Origin of the sequence: Actinospineispora acaciae DSM 45401 (genome assembly GCF_000620785.1) — a bacterium.
GTDB lineage: Bacteria > Actinomycetota > Actinomycetes > Mycobacteriales > Pseudonocardiaceae > Pseudonocardia > Pseudonocardia acaciae.
Genome location: NZ_JIAI01000001.1, coordinates 545,311 through 563,484, shown reverse-complemented (window position 1 = coordinate 563,484; position 18,174 = coordinate 545,311). Strand labels below are relative to the sequence as shown.

At 72.7% G+C, this 18,174-nt stretch carries 21 protein-coding genes; 10 read left to right on the top strand and 11 right to left on the bottom strand.

Annotated elements, in window-relative coordinates:
• Positions 1-39: 39 nt before the first annotated feature.
• Positions 40-834, bottom strand: coding sequence for an alpha/beta fold hydrolase (locus N912_RS49085; RefSeq protein WP_064745137.1), 795 nt, complete (start codon positions 832-834; stop codon positions 40-42).
• 14 nt (positions 835-848) lie between these two features.
• Complete coding sequence (locus tag N912_RS49080) at positions 849-1,472, bottom strand: GNAT family N-acetyltransferase (protein ID WP_064745136.1); 624 nt, start codon at positions 1,470-1,472, stop codon at positions 849-851.
• Positions 1,473-1,599: 127 nt separating this feature from the next.
• Between N912_RS49080 and N912_RS66730 the strand changes: the two genes are divergently transcribed.
• Positions 1,600-2,646, top strand: a complete 1,047-nt coding sequence (locus tag N912_RS66730; protein WP_084210540.1) for a nitroreductase family protein — start codon at positions 1,600-1,602, stop codon at positions 2,644-2,646.
• Here N912_RS66730 and N912_RS0102815 read toward each other — a convergent pair.
• From N912_RS0102815 to nthB, 3 genes are read right to left on the bottom strand one after another with little or no spacing between them, the layout of a single operon-like run.
• Positions 2,622-2,960 (bottom strand): nitrile hydratase accessory protein, encoded by a 339-nt coding sequence (locus N912_RS0102815; protein WP_028921231.1) that lies wholly within the window; start codon positions 2,958-2,960, stop codon positions 2,622-2,624. The genes N912_RS66730 and N912_RS0102815 overlap by 25 nt on opposite strands.
• Positions 2,957-3,544 (bottom strand): nitrile hydratase subunit alpha, encoded by a 588-nt coding sequence (gene nthA / locus N912_RS0102810; protein WP_028921230.1) that lies wholly within the window; start codon positions 3,542-3,544, stop codon positions 2,957-2,959. The genes N912_RS0102815 and nthA overlap by 4 nt, the downstream gene beginning before the upstream one ends.
• Positions 3,541-4,209, bottom strand: coding sequence for a nitrile hydratase subunit beta (nthB, locus tag N912_RS0102805; RefSeq protein WP_028921229.1), 669 nt, complete (start codon positions 4,207-4,209; stop codon positions 3,541-3,543). Before nthB ends, nthA begins: the two co-directional genes overlap by 4 nt.
• A 183-nt stretch (positions 4,210-4,392) precedes the next feature.
• Between nthB and N912_RS0102800 the strand changes: the two genes are divergently transcribed.
• Positions 4,393-5,667 carry a YeeE/YedE family protein gene (locus tag N912_RS0102800; protein ID WP_028921228.1) on the top strand — a complete coding sequence of 425 codons (1,275 nt, stop codon included), beginning with the start codon at positions 4,393-4,395 and terminating at the stop codon, positions 5,665-5,667.
• 172 nt (positions 5,668-5,839) lie between these two features.
• On the opposite strand, the gene N912_RS49075 is transcribed toward N912_RS0102800, so the two are convergent.
• Complete coding sequence (locus N912_RS49075; RefSeq protein WP_156993118.1) at positions 5,840-6,970, bottom strand: cytochrome P450; 1,131 nt, start codon at positions 6,968-6,970, stop codon at positions 5,840-5,842.
• Positions 6,967-8,334, bottom strand: a complete 1,368-nt coding sequence (locus tag N912_RS49070; protein WP_051579489.1) for an ABC1 kinase family protein — start codon at positions 8,332-8,334, stop codon at positions 6,967-6,969. The genes N912_RS49075 and N912_RS49070 overlap by 4 nt, the downstream gene beginning before the upstream one ends.
• A gap of 121 nt (positions 8,335-8,455) precedes the next feature.
• Here N912_RS49070 and N912_RS0102785 point away from each other — a divergent pair, with 121 nt between their 5' ends.
• A complete protein-coding gene (locus N912_RS0102785) occupies positions 8,456-9,076 on the top strand; it encodes a TetR/AcrR family transcriptional regulator (protein ID WP_211261111.1) in 621 nt (206 codons plus the stop codon).
• Positions 9,077-9,079: 3 nt separating this feature from the next.
• On the opposite strand, the gene N912_RS0102780 is transcribed toward N912_RS0102785, so the two are convergent.
• A complete protein-coding gene (locus N912_RS0102780; protein ID WP_245645161.1) occupies positions 9,080-9,652 on the bottom strand; it encodes a TetR/AcrR family transcriptional regulator in 573 nt (190 codons plus the stop codon).
• Between the two features lie 47 nt (positions 9,653-9,699).
• On the opposite strand from N912_RS0102780, the gene N912_RS0102775 reads away from it, so the two are divergent.
• Positions 9,700-10,494, top strand: coding sequence for a methyltransferase (locus N912_RS0102775; protein WP_028921225.1), 795 nt, complete (start codon positions 9,700-9,702; stop codon positions 10,492-10,494).
• Here the strand turns inward: N912_RS0102775 and N912_RS0102770 are convergent.
• The gene (locus tag N912_RS0102770) at positions 10,485-11,339 is read right to left on the bottom strand and encodes a class I SAM-dependent methyltransferase (protein WP_028921224.1); all 855 of its coding nucleotides are present in this window, start codon (positions 11,337-11,339) and stop codon (positions 10,485-10,487) included. The genes N912_RS0102775 and N912_RS0102770 overlap by 10 nt on opposite strands.
• An 86-nt stretch (positions 11,340-11,425) precedes the next feature.
• On the opposite strand from N912_RS0102770, the gene N912_RS0102765 reads away from it, so the two are divergent.
• Entirely contained in the window at positions 11,426-11,890 is a 465-nt protein-coding gene (locus N912_RS0102765; RefSeq protein ID WP_028921223.1) for a winged helix-turn-helix transcriptional regulator, read from the top strand.
• Between the two features lie 24 nt (positions 11,891-11,914).
• Here N912_RS0102765 and N912_RS0102760 read toward each other — a convergent pair whose 3' ends face one another.
• Complete coding sequence (locus tag N912_RS0102760) at positions 11,915-12,580, bottom strand: TetR/AcrR family transcriptional regulator (protein WP_028921222.1); 666 nt, start codon at positions 12,578-12,580, stop codon at positions 11,915-11,917.
• Positions 12,581-12,690: 110 nt separating this feature from the next.
• On the opposite strand from N912_RS0102760, the gene N912_RS0102755 reads away from it, so the two are divergent.
• The 5 genes from N912_RS0102755 (at position 12,691) to N912_RS0102735 (ending at position 17,666) form a co-directional block, all read left to right on the top strand.
• Positions 12,691-14,172: a flavin-containing monooxygenase gene (locus N912_RS0102755; RefSeq protein WP_028921221.1), complete on the top strand. Its 1,482-nt coding sequence runs from the start codon at positions 12,691-12,693 to the stop codon at positions 14,170-14,172.
• 40 nt (positions 14,173-14,212) lie between these two features.
• The gene (locus tag N912_RS0102750; protein ID WP_028921220.1) at positions 14,213-15,262 is read left to right on the top strand and encodes a DUF3616 domain-containing protein; all 1,050 of its coding nucleotides are present in this window, start codon (positions 14,213-14,215) and stop codon (positions 15,260-15,262) included.
• Positions 15,263-15,380: 118 nt separating this feature from the next.
• Complete coding sequence (locus N912_RS0102745; protein WP_028921219.1) at positions 15,381-15,572, top strand: HVO_2922 family protein; 192 nt, start codon at positions 15,381-15,383, stop codon at positions 15,570-15,572.
• Between the two features lie 76 nt (positions 15,573-15,648).
• Positions 15,649-17,118 (top strand): AlkA N-terminal domain-containing protein, encoded by a 1,470-nt coding sequence (locus N912_RS0102740; RefSeq protein ID WP_028921218.1) that lies wholly within the window; start codon positions 15,649-15,651, stop codon positions 17,116-17,118.
• 14 nt (positions 17,119-17,132) lie between these two features.
• Positions 17,133-17,666, top strand: coding sequence for a methylated-DNA--[protein]-cysteine S-methyltransferase (locus N912_RS0102735; RefSeq protein WP_028921217.1), 534 nt, complete (start codon positions 17,133-17,135; stop codon positions 17,664-17,666).
• On the opposite strand, the gene N912_RS0102730 is transcribed toward N912_RS0102735, so the two are convergent.
• The gene (locus N912_RS0102730; RefSeq protein ID WP_028921216.1) at positions 17,621-18,043 is read right to left on the bottom strand and encodes a nuclear transport factor 2 family protein; all 423 of its coding nucleotides are present in this window, start codon (positions 18,041-18,043) and stop codon (positions 17,621-17,623) included. The two genes, N912_RS0102735 and N912_RS0102730, sit on opposite strands and share 46 nt — an antisense overlap.
• Between the last annotated feature and the right edge of the window lie 131 nt (positions 18,044-18,174).

The following is an 18,174-nucleotide window of genomic DNA, read 5'->3' as shown; positions in this document are numbered from 1 at the left end:
AGTATGTTGACCGGTCCAAAAATACTCGACCGGTCAGCCCTACGCCGCGTGGAAGTCGATCACCATCTCGGCGAACGTCGCCGGCACGCCGTCCATGGCGGTGTGGGCCTGGCCGGCGATCTCCACCAGGTCGCTGTGCGGGATCGCCGCGTGCGCGGCGGCGGTGGCGGCGCGGAGGTACGGCGGGCTCTCGGCGCCCAGCAGGAACCGCACCGGCACCGACAGCTCCGCCAGGCGCGGGCTCAGCGAGTAGCCGGACGCCACCCGCCCCTCACGGACGTAGGTGTGTGCGGACGCCAGCCGCGCCTGCCACACCGGCAGGGCACGCAGCTGCGCGATCGCGTCCTCGTCCAGGCCGAGGGCCTCGCGGAAGAACGTGGTCAGCGCGGCCTCCCGGTCGTCGCGCGCGACCTCGGCCTCGATCCGGTCGAGCACGCCGGGCGGGAACACGGACAGCCCCGGCGTCGGGAAAGGCGGCTCGTAGAGCAGCACCCGGTTGAACACCGGGGCCGTCGCGGCCGCCTCGAGCGTGACCAGCGCGCCGTACGAGTGGCCGAGCACCGCGACCGGCCCGTCGGCGGCCTGGGCCACCGCGATGAGATCCTCGGCCTCGCGCTCGATGGCGTACTCGCCCCGCGGCCCGTCGCCGCTGAGGCCCCGCCCGCGCCGGTCCACCAGGTACAGGGTGAACCGCTCGGCGAGCAGGCCCGCCACCGACGCCCACCGGGTGTGGTCGGCGGACAGCCCGTGCACCACGACCAGCGCCGGCCCCCGGCCACGCCGCTCGAACCCGATGGCCGTGCCGTCCTTGGACACCACGCTGTCCACTGTCATGTCGTACCGCCCGCCTAGGAGTCGCCCCGGGCATCGTGGCCATGGCCGCCCCCGCCTGTCGAGGGGGTTGGCCCCACCTTCGGCGCTGCGTCGCCGAGGCCGCGGTCTCCGAGGCCGCGGTCGCCAAGGCCGCGGTCTCCGAGGCTGCGCTGCATCAGCAGGGTGTCCAGCCAACGATCGTGCTTGAAGCCCACCCGCCGCAGCCGCCCGGCCACGACGAACCCGTGCCGGTCGTGCAGCTTGACCGAGGCCGGGTCGTCGGTGTCGACGATCACCGCGATCACCTCCCGGACGCCGCGCGCCGCGCACTCCGCGAGCAGTGCGGACAGCAGCCTCGCCCCGATGCCACGCCCGGTCGCCGAGGGGGCGACGTAGATCGAGTCCTCGACCGTCCGGTGGTACGCCTCGCGCGGCTTCCACGGCGCGCAGTACGCGTACCCGACGAGCTGGCCGTCCATCTCGGCCGCCAGGAACGGCAACCCGATCCGGCCGACGGCGTGCAACCGCTGCGCCCATTCGCGCGCGTCCGGCGCCCGCACCTCGAAGGTCACGGTGGAGTACGCGACGTAGTGCGAGTAGATCGAGGCGATGGCCGCCAGGTCGGAGGTCCGGGCCGGCCGAACCGAGGGCTGGTCCACTGATCACCTCAGCTTCCGCGATAGTTCACAATCCTGGCTATCATCGCCGCCGGCATCGGCGTCCGGATCACCGGGCTGCTCCTCTCGGCGGACCGTCGGCCGGCCGTGCGCGGCGTAGCATGCGGCCGTGCCCGTGAACCGTCCGGCGGCTCGCGTGGTGTGCCTGGACCGGCGCGACCGCGTACTGCTGCTCAACTGGCTCGACCCGGTGGACGCGCGCCGGATCTGGGAACCGCCCGGTGGCGGGCTGGAGCCAGGGGAGTCCCCGGCGCGGGCGGCCGCCCGCGAGCTCTGGGAGGAGACGGGGGCGCGGCCAGCGACGAACCTCACACTGTCGACCCCGGTGCCTCGCCGGTTCCGCTGGGCCGGCCAGGACTACGCCGTGGTCGAGAACTTCTTCCTGGCCCGGACCCCCGCGTTCGAGGTCGCGGCGGGCGCCCCGACGGACGGGGAGCGCGCGACCTACCTGGGGTACCGCTGGTTCGCCCTCGACGAGCTCGACTCGCTGGACGGCCTGGAACCGCCGAACCTGCGGGAGGTCGTCGAGACCCTGCTCACCCCGATGGACCCGGACACGTTGCTGACGACCACCAGGTCGGTGCGCCGCAAGCTGGACCTCGACCGCCCGGTCGAGCCGGAGGTGCTGCGCGAGTGCCTGCGCATCGCGCAGCAGGCCCCGATCGCCGGTGCGCTGATCGACGGGTTCCGGTGGCTGGTGATCAGCGATGACGGCCTGAAGGCCCGGATGGCGGCGCCGATCCGGGCCGCCGGGCACGAGTCGCAGGAACGGTACGGGCACCTGGTGGCACCGGGCACGCTGGCGTCCGGACGCCACCTGCTCGACGTGCTGGAACGAGTTCCGGTGTTCGTCGCGGCCTGCATGGCGGGGCGCCCCGAGGGCGGCAACGGGCAGCTCTCGGCGTTCTACGGCTCGGTGTATCCGGCGGTGTGGAGCCTGCAACTGGCGCTGCGCGCCCGCGGCCTGGGCAGCTCGATCGTGAACTACCACCTGGGCGAGCACGAACGCGAGGTCGGCGAGCTGCTGGGGATCCCGCCGGAGGTCACCCAGGTCTGCCTGCTGGCCGTCGGCTACACGACGGGCGACGGCTTCCGGCCCGCGCCGAGGCCGCCGGTCGAGGAGATCACCTACTACGACGGATGGGGCTCCGGGTGATCATGGCCTGACGGCCGGGCGGCCAGCCGGCCGGCGCGGGCGGTGACCTCGTCGGACGCGACGGCGCCGTCCGAGGAGAGGACGTCCTCCAGGGCGGCGAGCCAGTGCTCGTAGTAGCTCCAGGTCTGGCCCGCATGCCAGGTCCCGATGCGGGCGATCAGCGCGGCCTGGAACGTCGGCCAGGCGAACCTGCCCGCCTCGTGCAGCGCGACGGCCATCGCGAAGGCCCGGCTCTCCCACGGCTCGGCGAAGACCAGCTCGCCGTTCGACCGGGGCGGCGCGGTCGGCCCGTCCAGGTCCAGCGGCGCGGTCACGGCGCGCTCACCTTGGCCACGCCGACCATCGAGTCGCGGGTGACCAGCGGCACCAGCTCGGGCTCGGAGAGGTGCTCGGTGCCGGCCGGGCGCTCGGGCAGCACCAGCCAGCGGACCTCGCTGCTGGAGTCGCGCACCACGATCCGCACGTCCTCGTCCAGCCGCAGGCCCATCTCGGCGAGCACCGCCCGGGGCTCCCTGACCACCCGCGCGCGGTAGGCCGGGTCCTTGTACCAGGACGGCGGCAGGCCGAGCACCGACCACGGGTAGCACGAGCACAGCGTGCAGACCACGACGTTGTGCACGCTCGCGGTGTTCTCCGCCACCACGATGTGCTCGGCCCTCGGCCCCTCGAACTCCATCTCCGCGATCGCGGCGGCGCCGTCGGCGAGCAGCCGGCGCTTGTAGTCCGGGTCGGTCCAGGCCCTGGCCACCACCTTGGCGCCGTTGAGCGGGCCGATGTCCGACTCGTAGGCGGCGATCAGCCGGTCCAGGCCGGCCGGGTCGACCAGCCCGCGCTCCACCAGCAGCTGTTCGAGCGCCTCGGCGCGCAGCGCGGGGGACAAGGGCTCCGGGGCACTCATGAGGCGTCCTCCAGGTACGGCTCGTACAGCTCGATGGTGACCGCGAACGGCTCGGCGTCGGCGCCCCACAGCTCGCGGGACTCGAACCGCACCGTGTACACGTGCTGCGGGTCCTCGCCCCGGAAGTGGGCGTTCGTGTCCGGGAACACCGCGGCGGGCTGGATCGCCTCGACCACGCCGGTGTGGCCGCGCACGTAGCGGGCCAGCCGGGTGTGCCCGTCCGGGGAGATGTCCTTGGCCCGTACCCGCTGGTCCACCGCGAACGCCGGCGGGCGGTCCAGCTCGCGGCGCCAGCCCGGCGCGGTCGGGGTGTAGTCCGGCTTGTTCGGCTCGGGGATCGGCGGTTCCGTGACGTCCTCGCCGCGTGCCTTGCGGGCGCGGGCATCGACGGCGCCGGGGGCCAGGATCGCGCTGTCGGTGAGCATCAGCTCCGCGCCGGCCAGCCACCGCCCGTAGTAGCCGTGCTCCAGGTAGGTGTCCCGGTCCAGCCGCTCCAGCGAGTGCCGGAAGGCGTCCAGGTTCCGCCCGGAGATCTGGCTCATGACCAGCCGGGTCATCCCGAACACCCTGGCCTGCCACCGCTGGGGGAACAGCGGCTCGTCCGGGCGCGGCACCGGCACCGGACCCCAGCCGTCGGTGCCGCCCATGTCGGCGATCGTGTCCATCGCACCTCCTTGTGCCCTCGCACACGACACTAGTGTCATCCGCCGTCGCCGCTTACCCTGAATGTCGTGCTGATCGACGCCTGCCTTGCGCTGTTTGCCGCGAGCCTGACCAGCGTCGACGACGGGCTGTGTCGCGCCCGCTGAAGAGAACGTTCAGCGTCCGCGCCTCACCCCGGAGAACCCATGACCACGACCACCTCGGTGGCCAGCAAGCCCGCGCGCTTCCGCCCCACGTTCACCGTCTCCGCGCCGCCGCCCACGCCGTCGCCGGCCCCGACCGTCCGCCGGCTGCCACTGCTCGCCGCCGCCCTCGGGCTGGCCGCGCTGACCTGGTTCGTCGCCGCGCAACATGGGGCGAAGCCGGCGGTGCTGCTGGCGCTCGGCGGCGGGCTGGGGTTCGTGCTGTTCCACTCCCGGTTCGGGTTCACCTCGGCGTGGCGCCAGCTGGTGGCCGTCGGCAACGGCACCGGGCTGCGCGCGCACGCGCTGCTGCTGGGCACCACCGCGACGCTGTTCGCGCTGGTCATCGGCACCGGGTCGGGGCTGTTCGGATCCCGGCCCGAGCCGAGCGCCGGCCCGCTCGGGGTGGGGCTGCTCCTCGGCGCGTTCCTGTTCGGGCTGGGCATGCAGCTCGGCGGGGCGTGCGCGTCCGGCACGCTGTTCGCGGTGGGCGCCGGCCAGTCCGCGATCGTGCTCACGCTCGGCGGCTTCATCGTCGGCTCGGTGCTCTACACCTGGGGGTATCCGCTGGTGGCCGGGTTGCCGGCGCTGCGGCCGTTCGTGCTCGCCGACCACGTCGGGTGGTTCTGGTCCTGGGCCATCACCATCGGCGTGCTGGTGGCCGTCGTCTGGGTGACCAAGCTGGTCCAGGCCCGGCGCCGGCCGCCGCCGGTGGACGCGGTGCCCAGCGCGCGGGGCGTGGCCCGGGTGGTGCGCGGCTCGTGGCCGCTGTGGGTGGGGGCGCTCGCGCTGGCCGGGCTCGGCGGGGCGGTGCTGCTGGTCTCCGGCGGGGCGTGGGGGATCACCAGCGCGTTCGGGCTGTGGGGCGCGAAGTTCCTGCAGCTGCTCGGCGCGCACCCGGAGAGCTGGACGTTCTGGCGCCAGCCCGCGCAGGCCAAGATGCTGGCCGGGCCGGTGCTCGCCGACAAGACCAGCCTCACCGACATCGGGATCATGTTCGGCGCCGCCGTGGCCGCCTCCGCCGGCGGGGTGTGGACGCTGCACCGGCGGATCCCGTGGCGCACCGCGCTGGCGGCGGTGCTGGGCGGGATCGTGATGGGGATCGGCGCCCGGTTGGCCAACGGCTGCAACATCGGCGCGTACCTCGCGGGCATCGCGTCCGGCAGCGCCTCCGGCTGGCTGTGGGGGCTGGCCGCGCTCGGCGGCACCTGGGCGGGGTTGGCGCTGCGACCGCTGTTCGGGCTGGCCAACCCGAAGCCCGGCGACGGCGTCTGCTGACCTTGGCCCACCGTGCGCGCGGCAGCCAGCCCAAGCAGGCCGCGCTCGGTCACTGGAACCGCGCTCCACGCCCAACCCCGTGAGTGGTTAGCGTTGTCATAGCAACGCTAACCACTCACGGGTCCTGACCTGCGGTAACGGGCGGCGGGGTCGGTCGGTTCGACGTAGTGGGTCAGCCGAGGCGCGCGGGCTGCTCCGAGAGGTCGATGGGTAGCTCGCGCAGCGCGTGGAAGGTGGTCGAGGCGCGCCGGGTCGGTGGCAGGTCGGGCCGTAGCCGCAGGTCGGGGAACCGGGCGAACAGCCGGGTCAACGCCTCCTCGGCCTCGATGCGCGACAACGCGGCGCCGAGGCAGAAGTGCGCGCCCGCGCCGAACGCCAGGTGTCCTTCGGTGCGGCCCGGGTCGAACCGGTCGGGCGCGGCGAACCGGGCCGGGTCACGGTTGGCGTCCGCGATCGAGACGATCACCTGCTGGCCGGCGCGGATCCGCTGGCCCGCCAGCTCGTGGTCCCGGGTGGCGGTACGGCCGGCCAGTTTGACGGGGCCGTCCAGCCGGAGGATCTCCTCCACGACGGCGGCGGGCCGGCGGCTCAACGTGTCCAGCTCGCGCGGGTGGTCCAGCAGGGCGAGCACGCCGTTCGCGATCAGGTTCGCGGTGGTCTCGTGGCCGGCGACGAGCAGCAGCAGGCAGGTGGCGAGCACGTCCTCCAGCTCGGGCCGCTCGCCGTCGACCTCGGCGGTGAGCAGGGCGGACAGGAAGTCCGGGCCCGGGTCGACCCGCCGTTCGGCGAGCAGCGGCAGCAGGAACACGGTGAAGTTGACGGCGGCCTCGGCGGCGTCGAACAGGCTGGCCGGGTCCGGGTCCAGCTCGAGCACGGCGGTCAGCTTGGGCGTCTCGGAGCGCACCAGCTCGGCGCCCTCGGCCCCGACGTCGAGCAGCTCGGCGATCACCGCGATCGGGATCGGGTAGGCCAGGTCGGCCAGCAGCTCGACGTCGCTCACCCCGGACAGGCCGGTGAGCGCGGCGTCGACGATGGCGGCGACCCTCGGGCGCAGCGCCTCGACCGCGCGGGCGGTGAAGCTGGGCGCCACCATCCGGCGCAGCCGGGTGTGCTCGGGGGGATCGGTGAACAGCATCATCCGGGTGAACACCGGCATGGCCTCGTCCGGGCCACCGAGCCGCGCGAGGCGGGCGGTGTTGGCCCGCAGGTCGCTGCTCCAGCCGTCGCCGCGCAGCACGGCGAGCGCCTCGGCGTAGCCAGTCACCACGAAGGCGTCCAGCTCCGGGCGGAACGACACAGTCATGGCCGTGCCCCCGCCGTCCAGAACTCGGCGTCCAGGACCCCGAGCGGGGTGGCCGGCGCACCGCCCTCGTCCCACTCCTTGCGGATCGCCTCCCAGTGCCCGGTGGCCCGCAGCTCGCCGAGCACGGCGATGATGCCCAGGTCGATCCGGGTCAGGAACACGTACTCGGGCGGCAGCTGAAGGCGCCTGGCCACCCGGCTCCACTCGCCGACGGGGGAGTAGCGCTGCGCGAGCGTGTCGGCGGCGAACTCCGGGGTGTGGGTGAACGGCTGCTCGGCGGTCAGGTTGGCCAGCCCGTGGCCGTACCAGCCGAGCATCTCCGCCGGCGTGGGCGCGTCCGCCGCGTCCAGCACGCCCATCTCGGCGAACGCCTGCCACAGCTCGTCGGCGTCACCGGCCACCGTCGCGGTGACCACCCGCTGGATGACGGCGATCTGCGCGGCGGTGAACCGGGACACGCTGCCGAAGTCGACGAAGCTCACCGCGCCGTCGGGATGGAACAGGTAGTTGCCCGGGTGCGGGTCGGCGTTGAACAGCCGCAGCCGCCGCAGGCTCCCGAAGGCGAACCGGAAGATCGCCTCCCCCCACCTGTCACGCAGCTCCCGGTCCGCCTCGATCGCCTCCGCCCACCGGAGCCCGTCGACGAACTCGCTGGTCAGCACGCGGTCCGCGGACAGCTCCGGGATGACGTCCGGAACACGGATAAACGGGTGGCCCCGATAGGCGCGCGCGAACTCGGCCTGGTGGGCGGCCTCGCGCCGGTAGTCCAGCTCCTCGGTGATCCGTTCGGCGACCTCGGCCGCGATGGTGCGGATGTCCAGCCTGGTCATGCTCGGCAGCGTGGTGCGAGCCAGCCGCAGGAACGTGGTCAGCAGCTCGACGTTGGCCAGGTCGGCCCGGATCGCCCGCTCCACCCCCGGGTACTGCACCTTGACCGCGACCTCCCGGCCGTCGTGCAGCCGCGCCCGGTGCACCTGCCCGATCGAGGCGGCCGCGATCGGCTCCGGCGCGAACTCGGCGAACGACGCCTCCACCGGGGCACCCAGCTCGGCCTCGACGACCGAGGCGGCCAGCTCCGGCTCCATCGGCGGCGCGTCCGCCTGCAGCCGCTGGAACGCCGACTGGTAGATCGAGCGCTGGGCAGCCGACTCGACCGAGGACGGCGCCCCGGGAGCCACGAACGACATGATCTGGCCGGCCTTCATCAGCACGCCCCGGGACCGGCCGAGCAGCTCGACGTACCGGTCGGCGGCGCGCGCCTGGCGGGCCGCCGCGTCCGGCTCGGCGCCGCGCAGCCGACGCTGCAACGCCGCCGCCACCGCCTCACCCGCCGTCCGACCGGTCGCGCCGACCAACGGGATCATCCGCCGCACCCGACCGGTGGTGATCGGACGGGCGTCCCGCTCTCGGTCCGATGAGCCCAGATCAGCCATAACTGACACTCTCTCACTTGATGCTGGTGACACCTCAGTGTTTACTTAGGCCGTGGCGAACGTGTCAACCCCCACCCGCGAGCGCATCGTGGACGCGGCCGTGCGGCTGTTCGGCGAGCGCGGCTATCGCGGCACCAGCGTGGCCGCGATCGAGGAGGCGTCCGGGCTCACCCCCGGCGCCGGCGGGCTCTACCACCACTTCCCGTCCAAGCAGGCCGTGCTGGAGGCCGGGATCGAGCGCCACCTGGCCCGCCTGGACGCGCTGCGCGACATCCGGCGGCTGTTCGGCGGCCTCGGCGACCTGCGCGCCGAGCTGACCATGGCCGCCCGCTATGTGCTGGCCGAGCTGGACGGGGAGGCGGTGCTGTTGCGGATCCTGGTCGCGGAGGCCCGCCAGCGCCCCGAGCTGCTCACCACCGCCGTGGACAAGATGATCAGCAGCAGCTACGCGGAGTTCGCCGAGTGGCTGCGCGAACGCGGCGCGCCGAACCTGTCCGAGCACCAGGCGAACGCGATCGCCACCCTGGGCCTCGGCGCGCTGCTGTCCTCCCGGCTGACCGGCACGGTGCTGGGCGTCACCACGTTCGCCGTCGACGACGACGCCCTGGTCGCCACCTGGGTGCACGCCATCGCCGGCCTGCTCGCCGACCCCCCGCCGCTGCCGTCCGCCTGACCCTCACCGGTTGGTCTCGGCGGTGATGTGTTCGAACAGCCCCGGACGGATACGGGTGCGGACGCCCTTGGCCCACGGTTCGTCCAGCTCGCCGACGTCGAGCGCGGCCACGTTGTTGAGCAGCATGCCGAACGCGAGGAACGACTTCACCGTCACCGGGTCCAGCCCCGCGGTGTCGGCGACCGTGTCCCACATGCGGCCGACCCGCGTCCGCACCAGGTCACGAACCTCGCTGTCACCGCACGCGGCGAACCCCTGCAACTGCAACAACAGCGTGGTGCGGTCGGCCAGCATCTCGTAGTACTGCGCGCCCATGAGCGTCAGCGCGCTCAGGCCTTTCTCACCTCGGGCCGCCCGCGACATGCCGTCGCTGAAACGGTCGAAGGCCGCGCCGACCAGCTCCAGGAACAGCGCCTTCTTGGTCCCGAACATCCGGAACACGTAGGCCTGCGTGATGCCCGCCTCGCGCGCGATCGCCTCGGTCGACGCGCCGTGGAGTCCATGGTTCGCGAACTCTCCGGCGGCGATCCCCAGCACCTGGGATCGCCGTTCATGTCCGCTCATGCGCGCAGTCATGACGGCTAAGTTACTTGTTACTAACTACTTACTGTTAACGTGGCACGGTGAGCGAGGACGCCTGGGCCGCGCTGGCCGACCAGTTCGCCGACGAGGCCTACGCCTCGGTGAAGGGACACGTGCGGACCTACGTGATGCACCGGCACCTGCTGGAGCACCTGCCGGTGCAGCCCGCGTCCGTGCTCGACGTCGGCGGCGGCGCGGGTCATCAGTCGTTTCCGCTGGCCAGGGCCGGCTACGACGTGACATTGCTGGACTCCTCGCCGGCGATGTTGGACAAGGCGAGCCAGCGCCTGGCGCGGCTGCCCGAGCAGGCCCGGCGGCGGGTGACGCTGGTGGAGGCCGACGGCGAGAGGGCCGACGAGGCGGTGGACGGCCGGCGCTTCGCCGCCGTGTTGTGCCACGGCGTGCTCGGGTACCTCGAGCGGCCGGAGCCGATGGTGGACCAGCTGTGCCGGTGCGCCGCCGCCGGCGGCATCGTCTCGATCATGACGGGCAACGCCGACGCGTCGGCGGTGCGCCCGGCGCTGGAGCGGCGCTGGGACGACGCGCTGGCCTCGTTCGACGCCAGGACCGAGATCGGGGTGCTCGGCGTGCCGGGCCGGGCCGACACCGTCGACGAGGTCAGCGAACTGATACGCGACCGGGGCGTGGAGCCGGTGCGCTGGTACGGGGTGTGGCTGTTCGTCGACTGGCTGGAGTTCAGCGGCGCCGAGCTGGACGCGAGCGACTCACGGCAGGTGGCGGCGACGGCCGAGGTCGAGCTGGAGGCCAGCCGACGAGACCCCTACCGCCAGCTCAGCCGCGTCTTCCACCTGGTGGGGCGCAAGGGTCAGGTGTGAGCGCGGACGCAGTAGGCGAGCGAGGGCAACGGCAGTGACCCGTCGGGGTCCAGGTGCGCGGCGGCGGCGCGTTCGAACAGCTCCCGCAGCGCGTCTTCGGAGCCGAGCCGCTGGACCGCCAGCCTGTGCAGCCCGCGCGGCATGACCACCTGGGTCAACCCCGCGTAACGCGCGGCGTCGGCGAACCGGAAGGGCACCACCAGCTCCTCGACGTCCACCTCGGCGAAACCGGCCGCCCGCAGCTCCTCGACGATCAGCTCGGACGACGACAGGGCGAACGCCCCGGGCCGGTCGGGCGGCGGGCTCGGCAGCCCCAGCTCGCGGGTGAGGGCGACCAGCCCGGTCACGAACAGGTTCGCCGTCGGCGGACCCCACACCGCCGCGGCGAGCACCCCACCGGGGACGAGCATCCGGGCGCAGCCCTCGAACAGCCGGGTCCGGTCGGTGGCCAGCATCAGGGCGAACCGGGAGAGCACCGCGTCGACCGAACCGTCCGCGCGCGCCACCGCCCCGAAGTCCGCCGCCTCGAACTCGACGTTGCCCAGCCCGGCCGCCCGGCGACGGGCAACCTCGATCATGACCGGCGAGAGGTCCACCCCGATGACCCGCCCGCTCGGCCCCACCGCCCGCGCCGCGCCCAGTGCCGGCTCGCCGTAGCCGGTCCCCAGGTCGAGCACCGTCTGCCCGGGCCGAAGCCCCGCGAGCTCGATCAACCGCCGGCTGACGAGGCCGAGGCCGCTCTCCAGATCGTCGACGTACTCCACGATCTCGGCACCCGCCGCGTCCCAGTCCGCCCGCATCTCCGCCCGGTAGCCCGCCTCGTCGAAAGTCGCGGTTCCGCTCATCGTCGCTCCTGACCAACCGAGGTTGCATGAAAGGACCACCATTCTGGCGAACCGTGGTCCTGTGATGCAACCAGTAAGCTGACGGCATGCTCGGACGGACGTACGAGGGGCAGAACTGCTCGGCCGCCCGCGCGCTGGAGGTCGTCGGCGAGCGCTGGACCCTGCTCCTGCTCCGGGACTCGCTGCTGCGCGGCCTGACCCGCTTCGGCGAGTTCCAGGCCAGCCTCGGCGTGGCCAAGAACGTCCTGTCCGCCCGGCTCGACCTGCTGGTCCGCGAGGGCCTGCTGACCAGACGCCGATACTCCGAGCACCCCGACCACCACGAGTACCTGCCCACCGAGAAGGGCTACGACCTGCTCCCGGCGATCGTGGCGCTGACCAGATGGGGCGACAGATGGGCGGCGCCTAATGGCCCGCCGGCGGTGTTCACCCACGCCGCCTGCGACAACGAGATCACCCAGGCGCTGTACTGCCCGAGCTGCGGCAGGCCGCTCGCCGCACACGAGGTACGCCCCAAGCCCGGCCCCGGTTTCGCCCGAGCAGACCCGTGAGTGGCTAGGGCCGCTAAGGCGGCCCTAGCCACTCACGGGTTGGTAGATGCTGGTCAGCCAGACGTGGAGCAGGGTGTCGACCACGTGGGGTTCGGGTACGGACGGTTCTTCGGCGGCGAACGTCGCGTACATGACCCGCTCGTTCATCAGGTTCAGCGAGATGGCCAGCTCGCGCGCGGGGATGCCGGCGGGCGCGGCGCCCCGGTCGCGTTCGGCCTGGATGGCCTCCTCGGTGCGCTGCACCCAGTGCTCCATGACCTTGGTCCACAGCTGGCGGACCTCCACGTTCGTGGCCCGCGCCTGAGCGCTGGCCACCGCCACGGCGCGATGCGCCCGGAACGTCGTGAAGAAGACGTTGATCGCGTCACGCCAGGCGGCCGCCCGGTCGTCGGCGCGCTGCGGGGGGACGTCGAACGCGGCCCGGTCCGCCTCGGCGACCACCCGTTCCAGCAGCGTGAGCAGCACCGCGTCCTTGGACTCGAAGTAGAAGTAGAACGTCGGACGGGAGATCCCGGCGCCGCGCGCCAGCTCGTCGATGGAGATCTCGCCGAGCGGACGGTCGGCGAGCAGGCGCTCGGCGGTGGCCAGGATCGCCTGCTCGCGTTCGTCCCCGGACGGGCGGGACGCGCGCCTGGCCCGCGAATGCCGCGTCCTGTCGGCGACGGATGGCTGGGCGGATGGCTGCGTCACGGTCCGTACCCTATCCGCCCGGCGGCCGTCACTCAACACGGCGTTGACTCAGTCGACACCGTGTTGATAGCTTGGCGGAGAGCCAGTCACCCGCCGAGATGGGACACCAGATGGCCGAGGAACACGTGGACGTGTTGATCGTCGGGGCCGGGCTGTCCGGCATCGGCGCCGCCTGCCACCTGCGGCGCGCATGCCCCGGCAAGACCTTCACGATCCTGGAGGCGCGGGACGCGATCGGCGGCACCTGGGACCTGTTCCGGTACCCGGGCGTCCGCTCGGACTCGGACATGTTCACCCTCGGCTACTCGTTCAAGCCGTGGACCCAGGCCAAGGCGATCGCGGACGGCGACTCGATCCGCGACTACGTGCGCGAGACCGCCGGCCAGTACGGGATCGACCGCGAGGTCCGGTTCGGCCACCGGGTGGTGCGCGCGGAGTGGTCGTCGAAGCACGCCCGCTGGACGGTGGAGGCGCTGCGCGCGGACACCGGCGAGACGGTGCGGTTCACCTGCTCGCTGCTGTTCGCCTGCTCCGGCTACTACCGCTACGACCAGGGCTACACCCCGGACTTCGAGGGCATCGAGGACTTCGCCGGCCAGGTGGTGCACCCGCAGCACTGGCCGGAGGACCTGGACTACAGCGGCAAGCGCGTGCTGGTGATCGGCAGCGGCGCGACGGCGGTCACCCTGGTGCCCTCGATGGCCGACACCGCCGGCCACGTGACCATGCTGCAGCGCTCGCCCAGCTACGTGCTGTCGCTGCCGTCGGTCGACCCGGCCGCCGAACGGCTGCGCCGGCTGCTGCCGACCAAGACCGCGTACGCGGCCGTGCGGTGGATGAACATGTTCCGCATGATGCTGCTGTTCCAGCTCAGCCGCCGCAAGCCCGACCTGGTCAAACGGCTGCTGCGCAAGGGCCTGCGGGCGCAGCTGCCGGCCGGCTACGACGTCGACACCCACTTCACGCCCACGTACAACCCGTGGGACCAGCGGATGTGCTTCGTGCCCGACGGCGACCTGCTCAAGGCGATCAAGCGCGGCCGGGCCTCGGTGGTGACCGACCGGATCGAGCGGTTCACCGAGCGCGGCGTGCGGCTGACCTCGGGCACCGAGCTGGAGGCGGACGTCATCGTCACCGCGACCGGGCTGAACCTGGTCGCGATGGGCGGCGTGACGCTGACCGTGGACGGCGCCGACGTGGAGCTGCCGAAGACAGTGGCATACAAGGGCATGATGCTCTCCGGTGTGCCGAACTTCGTGTACACGCTGGGCTACACCAACGCGTCCTGGACGCTCAAGGCCGACCTGGTCGCCGAGTACGTGTGCCGGCTGCTCAAGCACATGGACGCGCACGGCTACCGGTCCGTCACCCCGCTGGAGCCGACCTCGCCGGCCCGCGAGCCGCTGATCGACCTGAAGTCCGGCTACGTGCGGCGTGGCCTGGACAAGATGCCCAAGCAGGGCGCCTCGGCGCCCTGGCGGCTGCACCAGAACTACCCGCGCGACGTGCTGTTGCTGCGGCACGGGTCGGTGGAGGACGAGGGCGTCGAGTTCGCCCGCGCGCCGGTGGGGCAGGGCGCCTCGGTCGCGTAAACAGCGGCGCGCCGGCCCCCGCACCACGTACAAACGGAGCATGCAGATCGAACGGCGGGTGCCGCTGCGGTTCCACCCTGACGCGGTGGCCGCCCAGACGCACGTGAACCTCTCGGCGGTCCGATCGGACGGCCGCTGCCTGTGGCTCGCCGGCGACGAGACGGCCACCGTGGAGCGGCTGAGCCCGGTCGGGTCCGGCTACGGAGACCAGCGCGAGTTCCGGCTGGCCGACCTGGTCGAGCTGCCCGGCCCGCCCGACGAGGAGGCGGACATCGAGGGGCTGGCCCGCGTCGGCGGGTACCTCTGGGCGACCGGCTCGCACAGCCTGGTGCGCAAGCGGGTCAAGGACGCCCACGACGACGCCAAGGCGATCCGCCGGCTGGGCAAGGTGCGCTTCGAACGCAACCGGTTCGTGATCGCCCGCCTGGCCGTCCAGGACGGGGCCGGCGGGCTGCCGGAGCTGGTCCGGCGGACCGAGGACGGCCGCACCTCGGCGTTGCTCGGCGGGCCGGGGGAGCGGCACCTGGCCGAGGAGCTGGCCGACGACGAGCACCTGGCACCGTTCCTGGCCATCCCGGCGAAGGACAACGGGCTCGACGTCGAGGGCCTGGCGGTGCACGGCGAGTCGCTCTACATCGGGCTGCGCGGGCCGGTGCTGCGCGGGTTCGCGGTGGTGCTGGAGCTGGACCCGGTCGAGGACGGGCCGGGCCGGCTGCGGCTGGGCCGCGTCGACGGCGCAAACCGCTACCGCAAGCACTTCCTGGACCTCGGTGGCCTCGGCGTGCGCGACCTGTGCCCGCACGGCTCCGACTTGCTGGTGCTGGCCGGCCCCTCGATGGACCTGGACGGCCCGGTCCGGGTCTACCGCTGGCACGACGCCGCAGTGGCCGACGCCCCCGAGGTGGCCAGGGGCGACGAGCTGACCGTCGAGCTGGAGCTGCCGTACGGGGACGGCGACGACCACGCCGAGGGCATCGCGCTGCTGCCCGGAGACGGCGATCCCCGGCTGCTGGTGGTGTACGACAGCCCGGCCGGGGACCGGCTCCCGGAGCCCGAGGTCGTGCTCGCCGACGTGGTGCGGCTCGGGTAGTCACCCACCGCCCATTGGAGGGTTAACCGGATACCAAGACTGGTCAGAATGTGATCACAGCCGCTACTGTGCGCTTACGTGATAAAAGATCACATAACCGACGAGAGTGGGTGTCACCATGGCCTCCGCCACGTTCGAGGTGTACAAGGATCGCTCCGGTGAGTTCCGGTGGCGCCTGCGGCACAGCAACGGCAACGTCATCGCCACCGGCGGCGAGGGTTACAAGTCCAAGAGATCCGCCATCAACGGCATCGAGTCGGTGAAGAAGAACGCGCCCGAGGCGGCCACCGACGACCAGACCGCCGGGTAGCCCGGCCTCGACGCCACCTTCGGGTGGTGTCGCATTTTCGCCAGCCACGGCGGCGGTCAGCGGTGATGCTGGGAACATGCACGAGGACCGAGAGCGCTGTGTGCGGGCCGTCCAGTCCAAGGACGCCCGGTTCGACGGGTGGTTCTACACGGCCGTCCTGACGACCCGCATCTACTGTCGGCCGAGCTGCCCGGTGGTGCCGCCCAAGCCGGAGAACATGCGCTTCTACCCGAGCGCGGCCGCCGCGCAACAGGCCGGGTTCCGGGCCTGCAAGCGGTGCCGCCCGGACGCAAGCCCCGGTTCGCCGCTGTGGAACGAGCGGGCCGACGTGGTGGCCAGGGCGATGCGGCTGATCGCCGACGGCGTGGTGGACCGCGACGGCGTCGCCGGGCTGGCCGCGCGGCTGGGCTACAGCGTCCGGCAGATCCAGCGCCAACTGCTCGCCGAGCTCGGCGCCGGGCCGCTCGCGCTGGCTCGGGCGCAGCGCGGCCAGACCGCGCGGCTGCTGATCGAGACCACCACCGTGCCGATGGGCGACATCGCGTTCGCCTCCGGCTTCGCGAGCGTGCGGACGTTCAACGACACCGTCCGCGAGATCTTCCACCTCACGCCGAGCGAGCTGCGGGCGCGCGCGGCCCGGGGCACCCCGGCGGCCACGTCCGGCTCGCTGTCCCTGCGCCTGCCGTTCCGCCAGCCGATGTGCCCGGACAACCTGTTCGGCCACCTGATCGCGACGTCCGTGCCCGGCGTGGAGGAGTGGCGCGACAAGGCCTACCGGCGCACCCTGCGCCTGCCGCACGGGCACGGCATCGCCACCCTGCGCCCGCTGCCGGAGTACATCGACTGCCGGCTGACCCTGACCGACCTGCGCGACCTGTCCACCGCGATCAACCGCTGCCGCTGGATGCTGGACCTGGACGCCGACCCGGTCGCCGTCGACGACCTGCTCCGCGAGGACGCCGTGCTCGCGCCGGTGGTGAACAAGAACCCCGGCCGGCGGGTGCCCCGCACGGTGGACCCCGCCGAGTTCGCGGTGCGCGCCGTGCTCGGCCAGCAGGTGTCCACGGCGGCCGCCCGTACGCTGGCCGGACGTCTGGTCGTCGAGCACGGCGAACCGGTGGCCGACCCTGGCGGCGGGCTGACCCATCTGTTCCCGGACATGGCGACGCTGGCGGCGCTGGACCCGGAGCGGCTGGCCATGCCGAAGACCCGCCGCAGGACGCTCACCACGCTGATCGGCGCGCTGGCCGGCGGCGAGATCGACCTGAGCGTGGGCAGCGACTGGGAGCGTGCCCGCGCCCAGCTCGGCGAGCTGCCCGGGTTCGGGCCGTGGACGATCGAGACGATCGGGATGCGCGCGCTGGGCGACCCGGACGCGTTCACGCCGACCGACCTCGGCATCCGGCGCGCCGCCGAGGGCCTGGGGCTGCCCGCGTCGGCCGCCGAGCTCACCGCATACTCCCGTGCGTGGCGCCCGTGGCGGGCCTACGCCGTCCAGTACCTGTGGTCGACCGGCGACCACGCCATCAACCGGCTCCCCGCTTGAGAAGGGACAGACTCGTGACGCACCGGGTACACACCGTGGTGGACAGCCCGATCGGGCCGCTCACCCTGGTCGCCACCGACGGCGGCCTCGCCGGCCTCTATATGGACAAGCAGCGGCACCTGCCGGCGGAGGAGACCTTCGGCGAGCCGGACCCGACGCCGTTCACCAAGGTCATCGATCAGTTGGAGGAGTACTTCGCGGGGCGGTTGACCGAGTTCGACCTGCCGTTGGCGATGGAGGGCACGCCGTTCCAGCGGATGGTCTGGGCCGGGCTGTTGGAGATCGGGTACGGCGAGACGGTGTCCTACGCCGAGCTGGCCGAGCGGATCGGGCGGCCGACGGCGGCGCGGGCGGTCGGCCTGGCCAACGGCAAGAACCCGATCAGCATCATCGTGCCCTGTCACCGGGTGGTCGGGGCGAACGGCGACCTCACCGGGTACGGGGGCGGGCTGGACCGCAAGCGGCACCTGCTCGACTTCGAGCGCGGCGGGGTCGGGCTGTTTCAGGAGCCGGCGTGCGCGCGGGCGATGGCGAGGCTGTCCTCGTAGACGTGGTACCTCGTGACCTGGCCGTCGCGGACGGTCAGGCGCAGCGCGAACATCGAGGTGAACGAGCGTCCGGTGGCCCTGGAGGTCTGCTCGAACTCGGCCAGGACGACGGCGTCCGGGCCGTCCACCAGGATCGTTGGCGTGGACACTCGGTAGCGCTCGGGGACGTGGTACTCGCGCAGCTCGCGGAACAGGTCGGCCATCTCGGTTGGGGTGCGGTGGGGCCGGATCCACGGCACCGTCGGGTGGTCCCCGGGCGGCCAGGACACCGCCCAGTCGACGCTGTCGGCGAACATCGCGGCGGTGTGGTCGGGGTCGCCGCCGGCCATCCGGTTCAGGAGTTCGTGCACCACGGCGCGGGTGTCGTTCGTAGGCATGCGCGGACGTTAAGCGGGATCCGCTGACACCTCCTGTCAGCGGACTCGACGACGCCGCTCCGCCACCAGTGCGCGCTGGATGATCCGCTCGTACCGCCAGGTCAGCCAGGTAGAAGTCCGGGCAGATGACG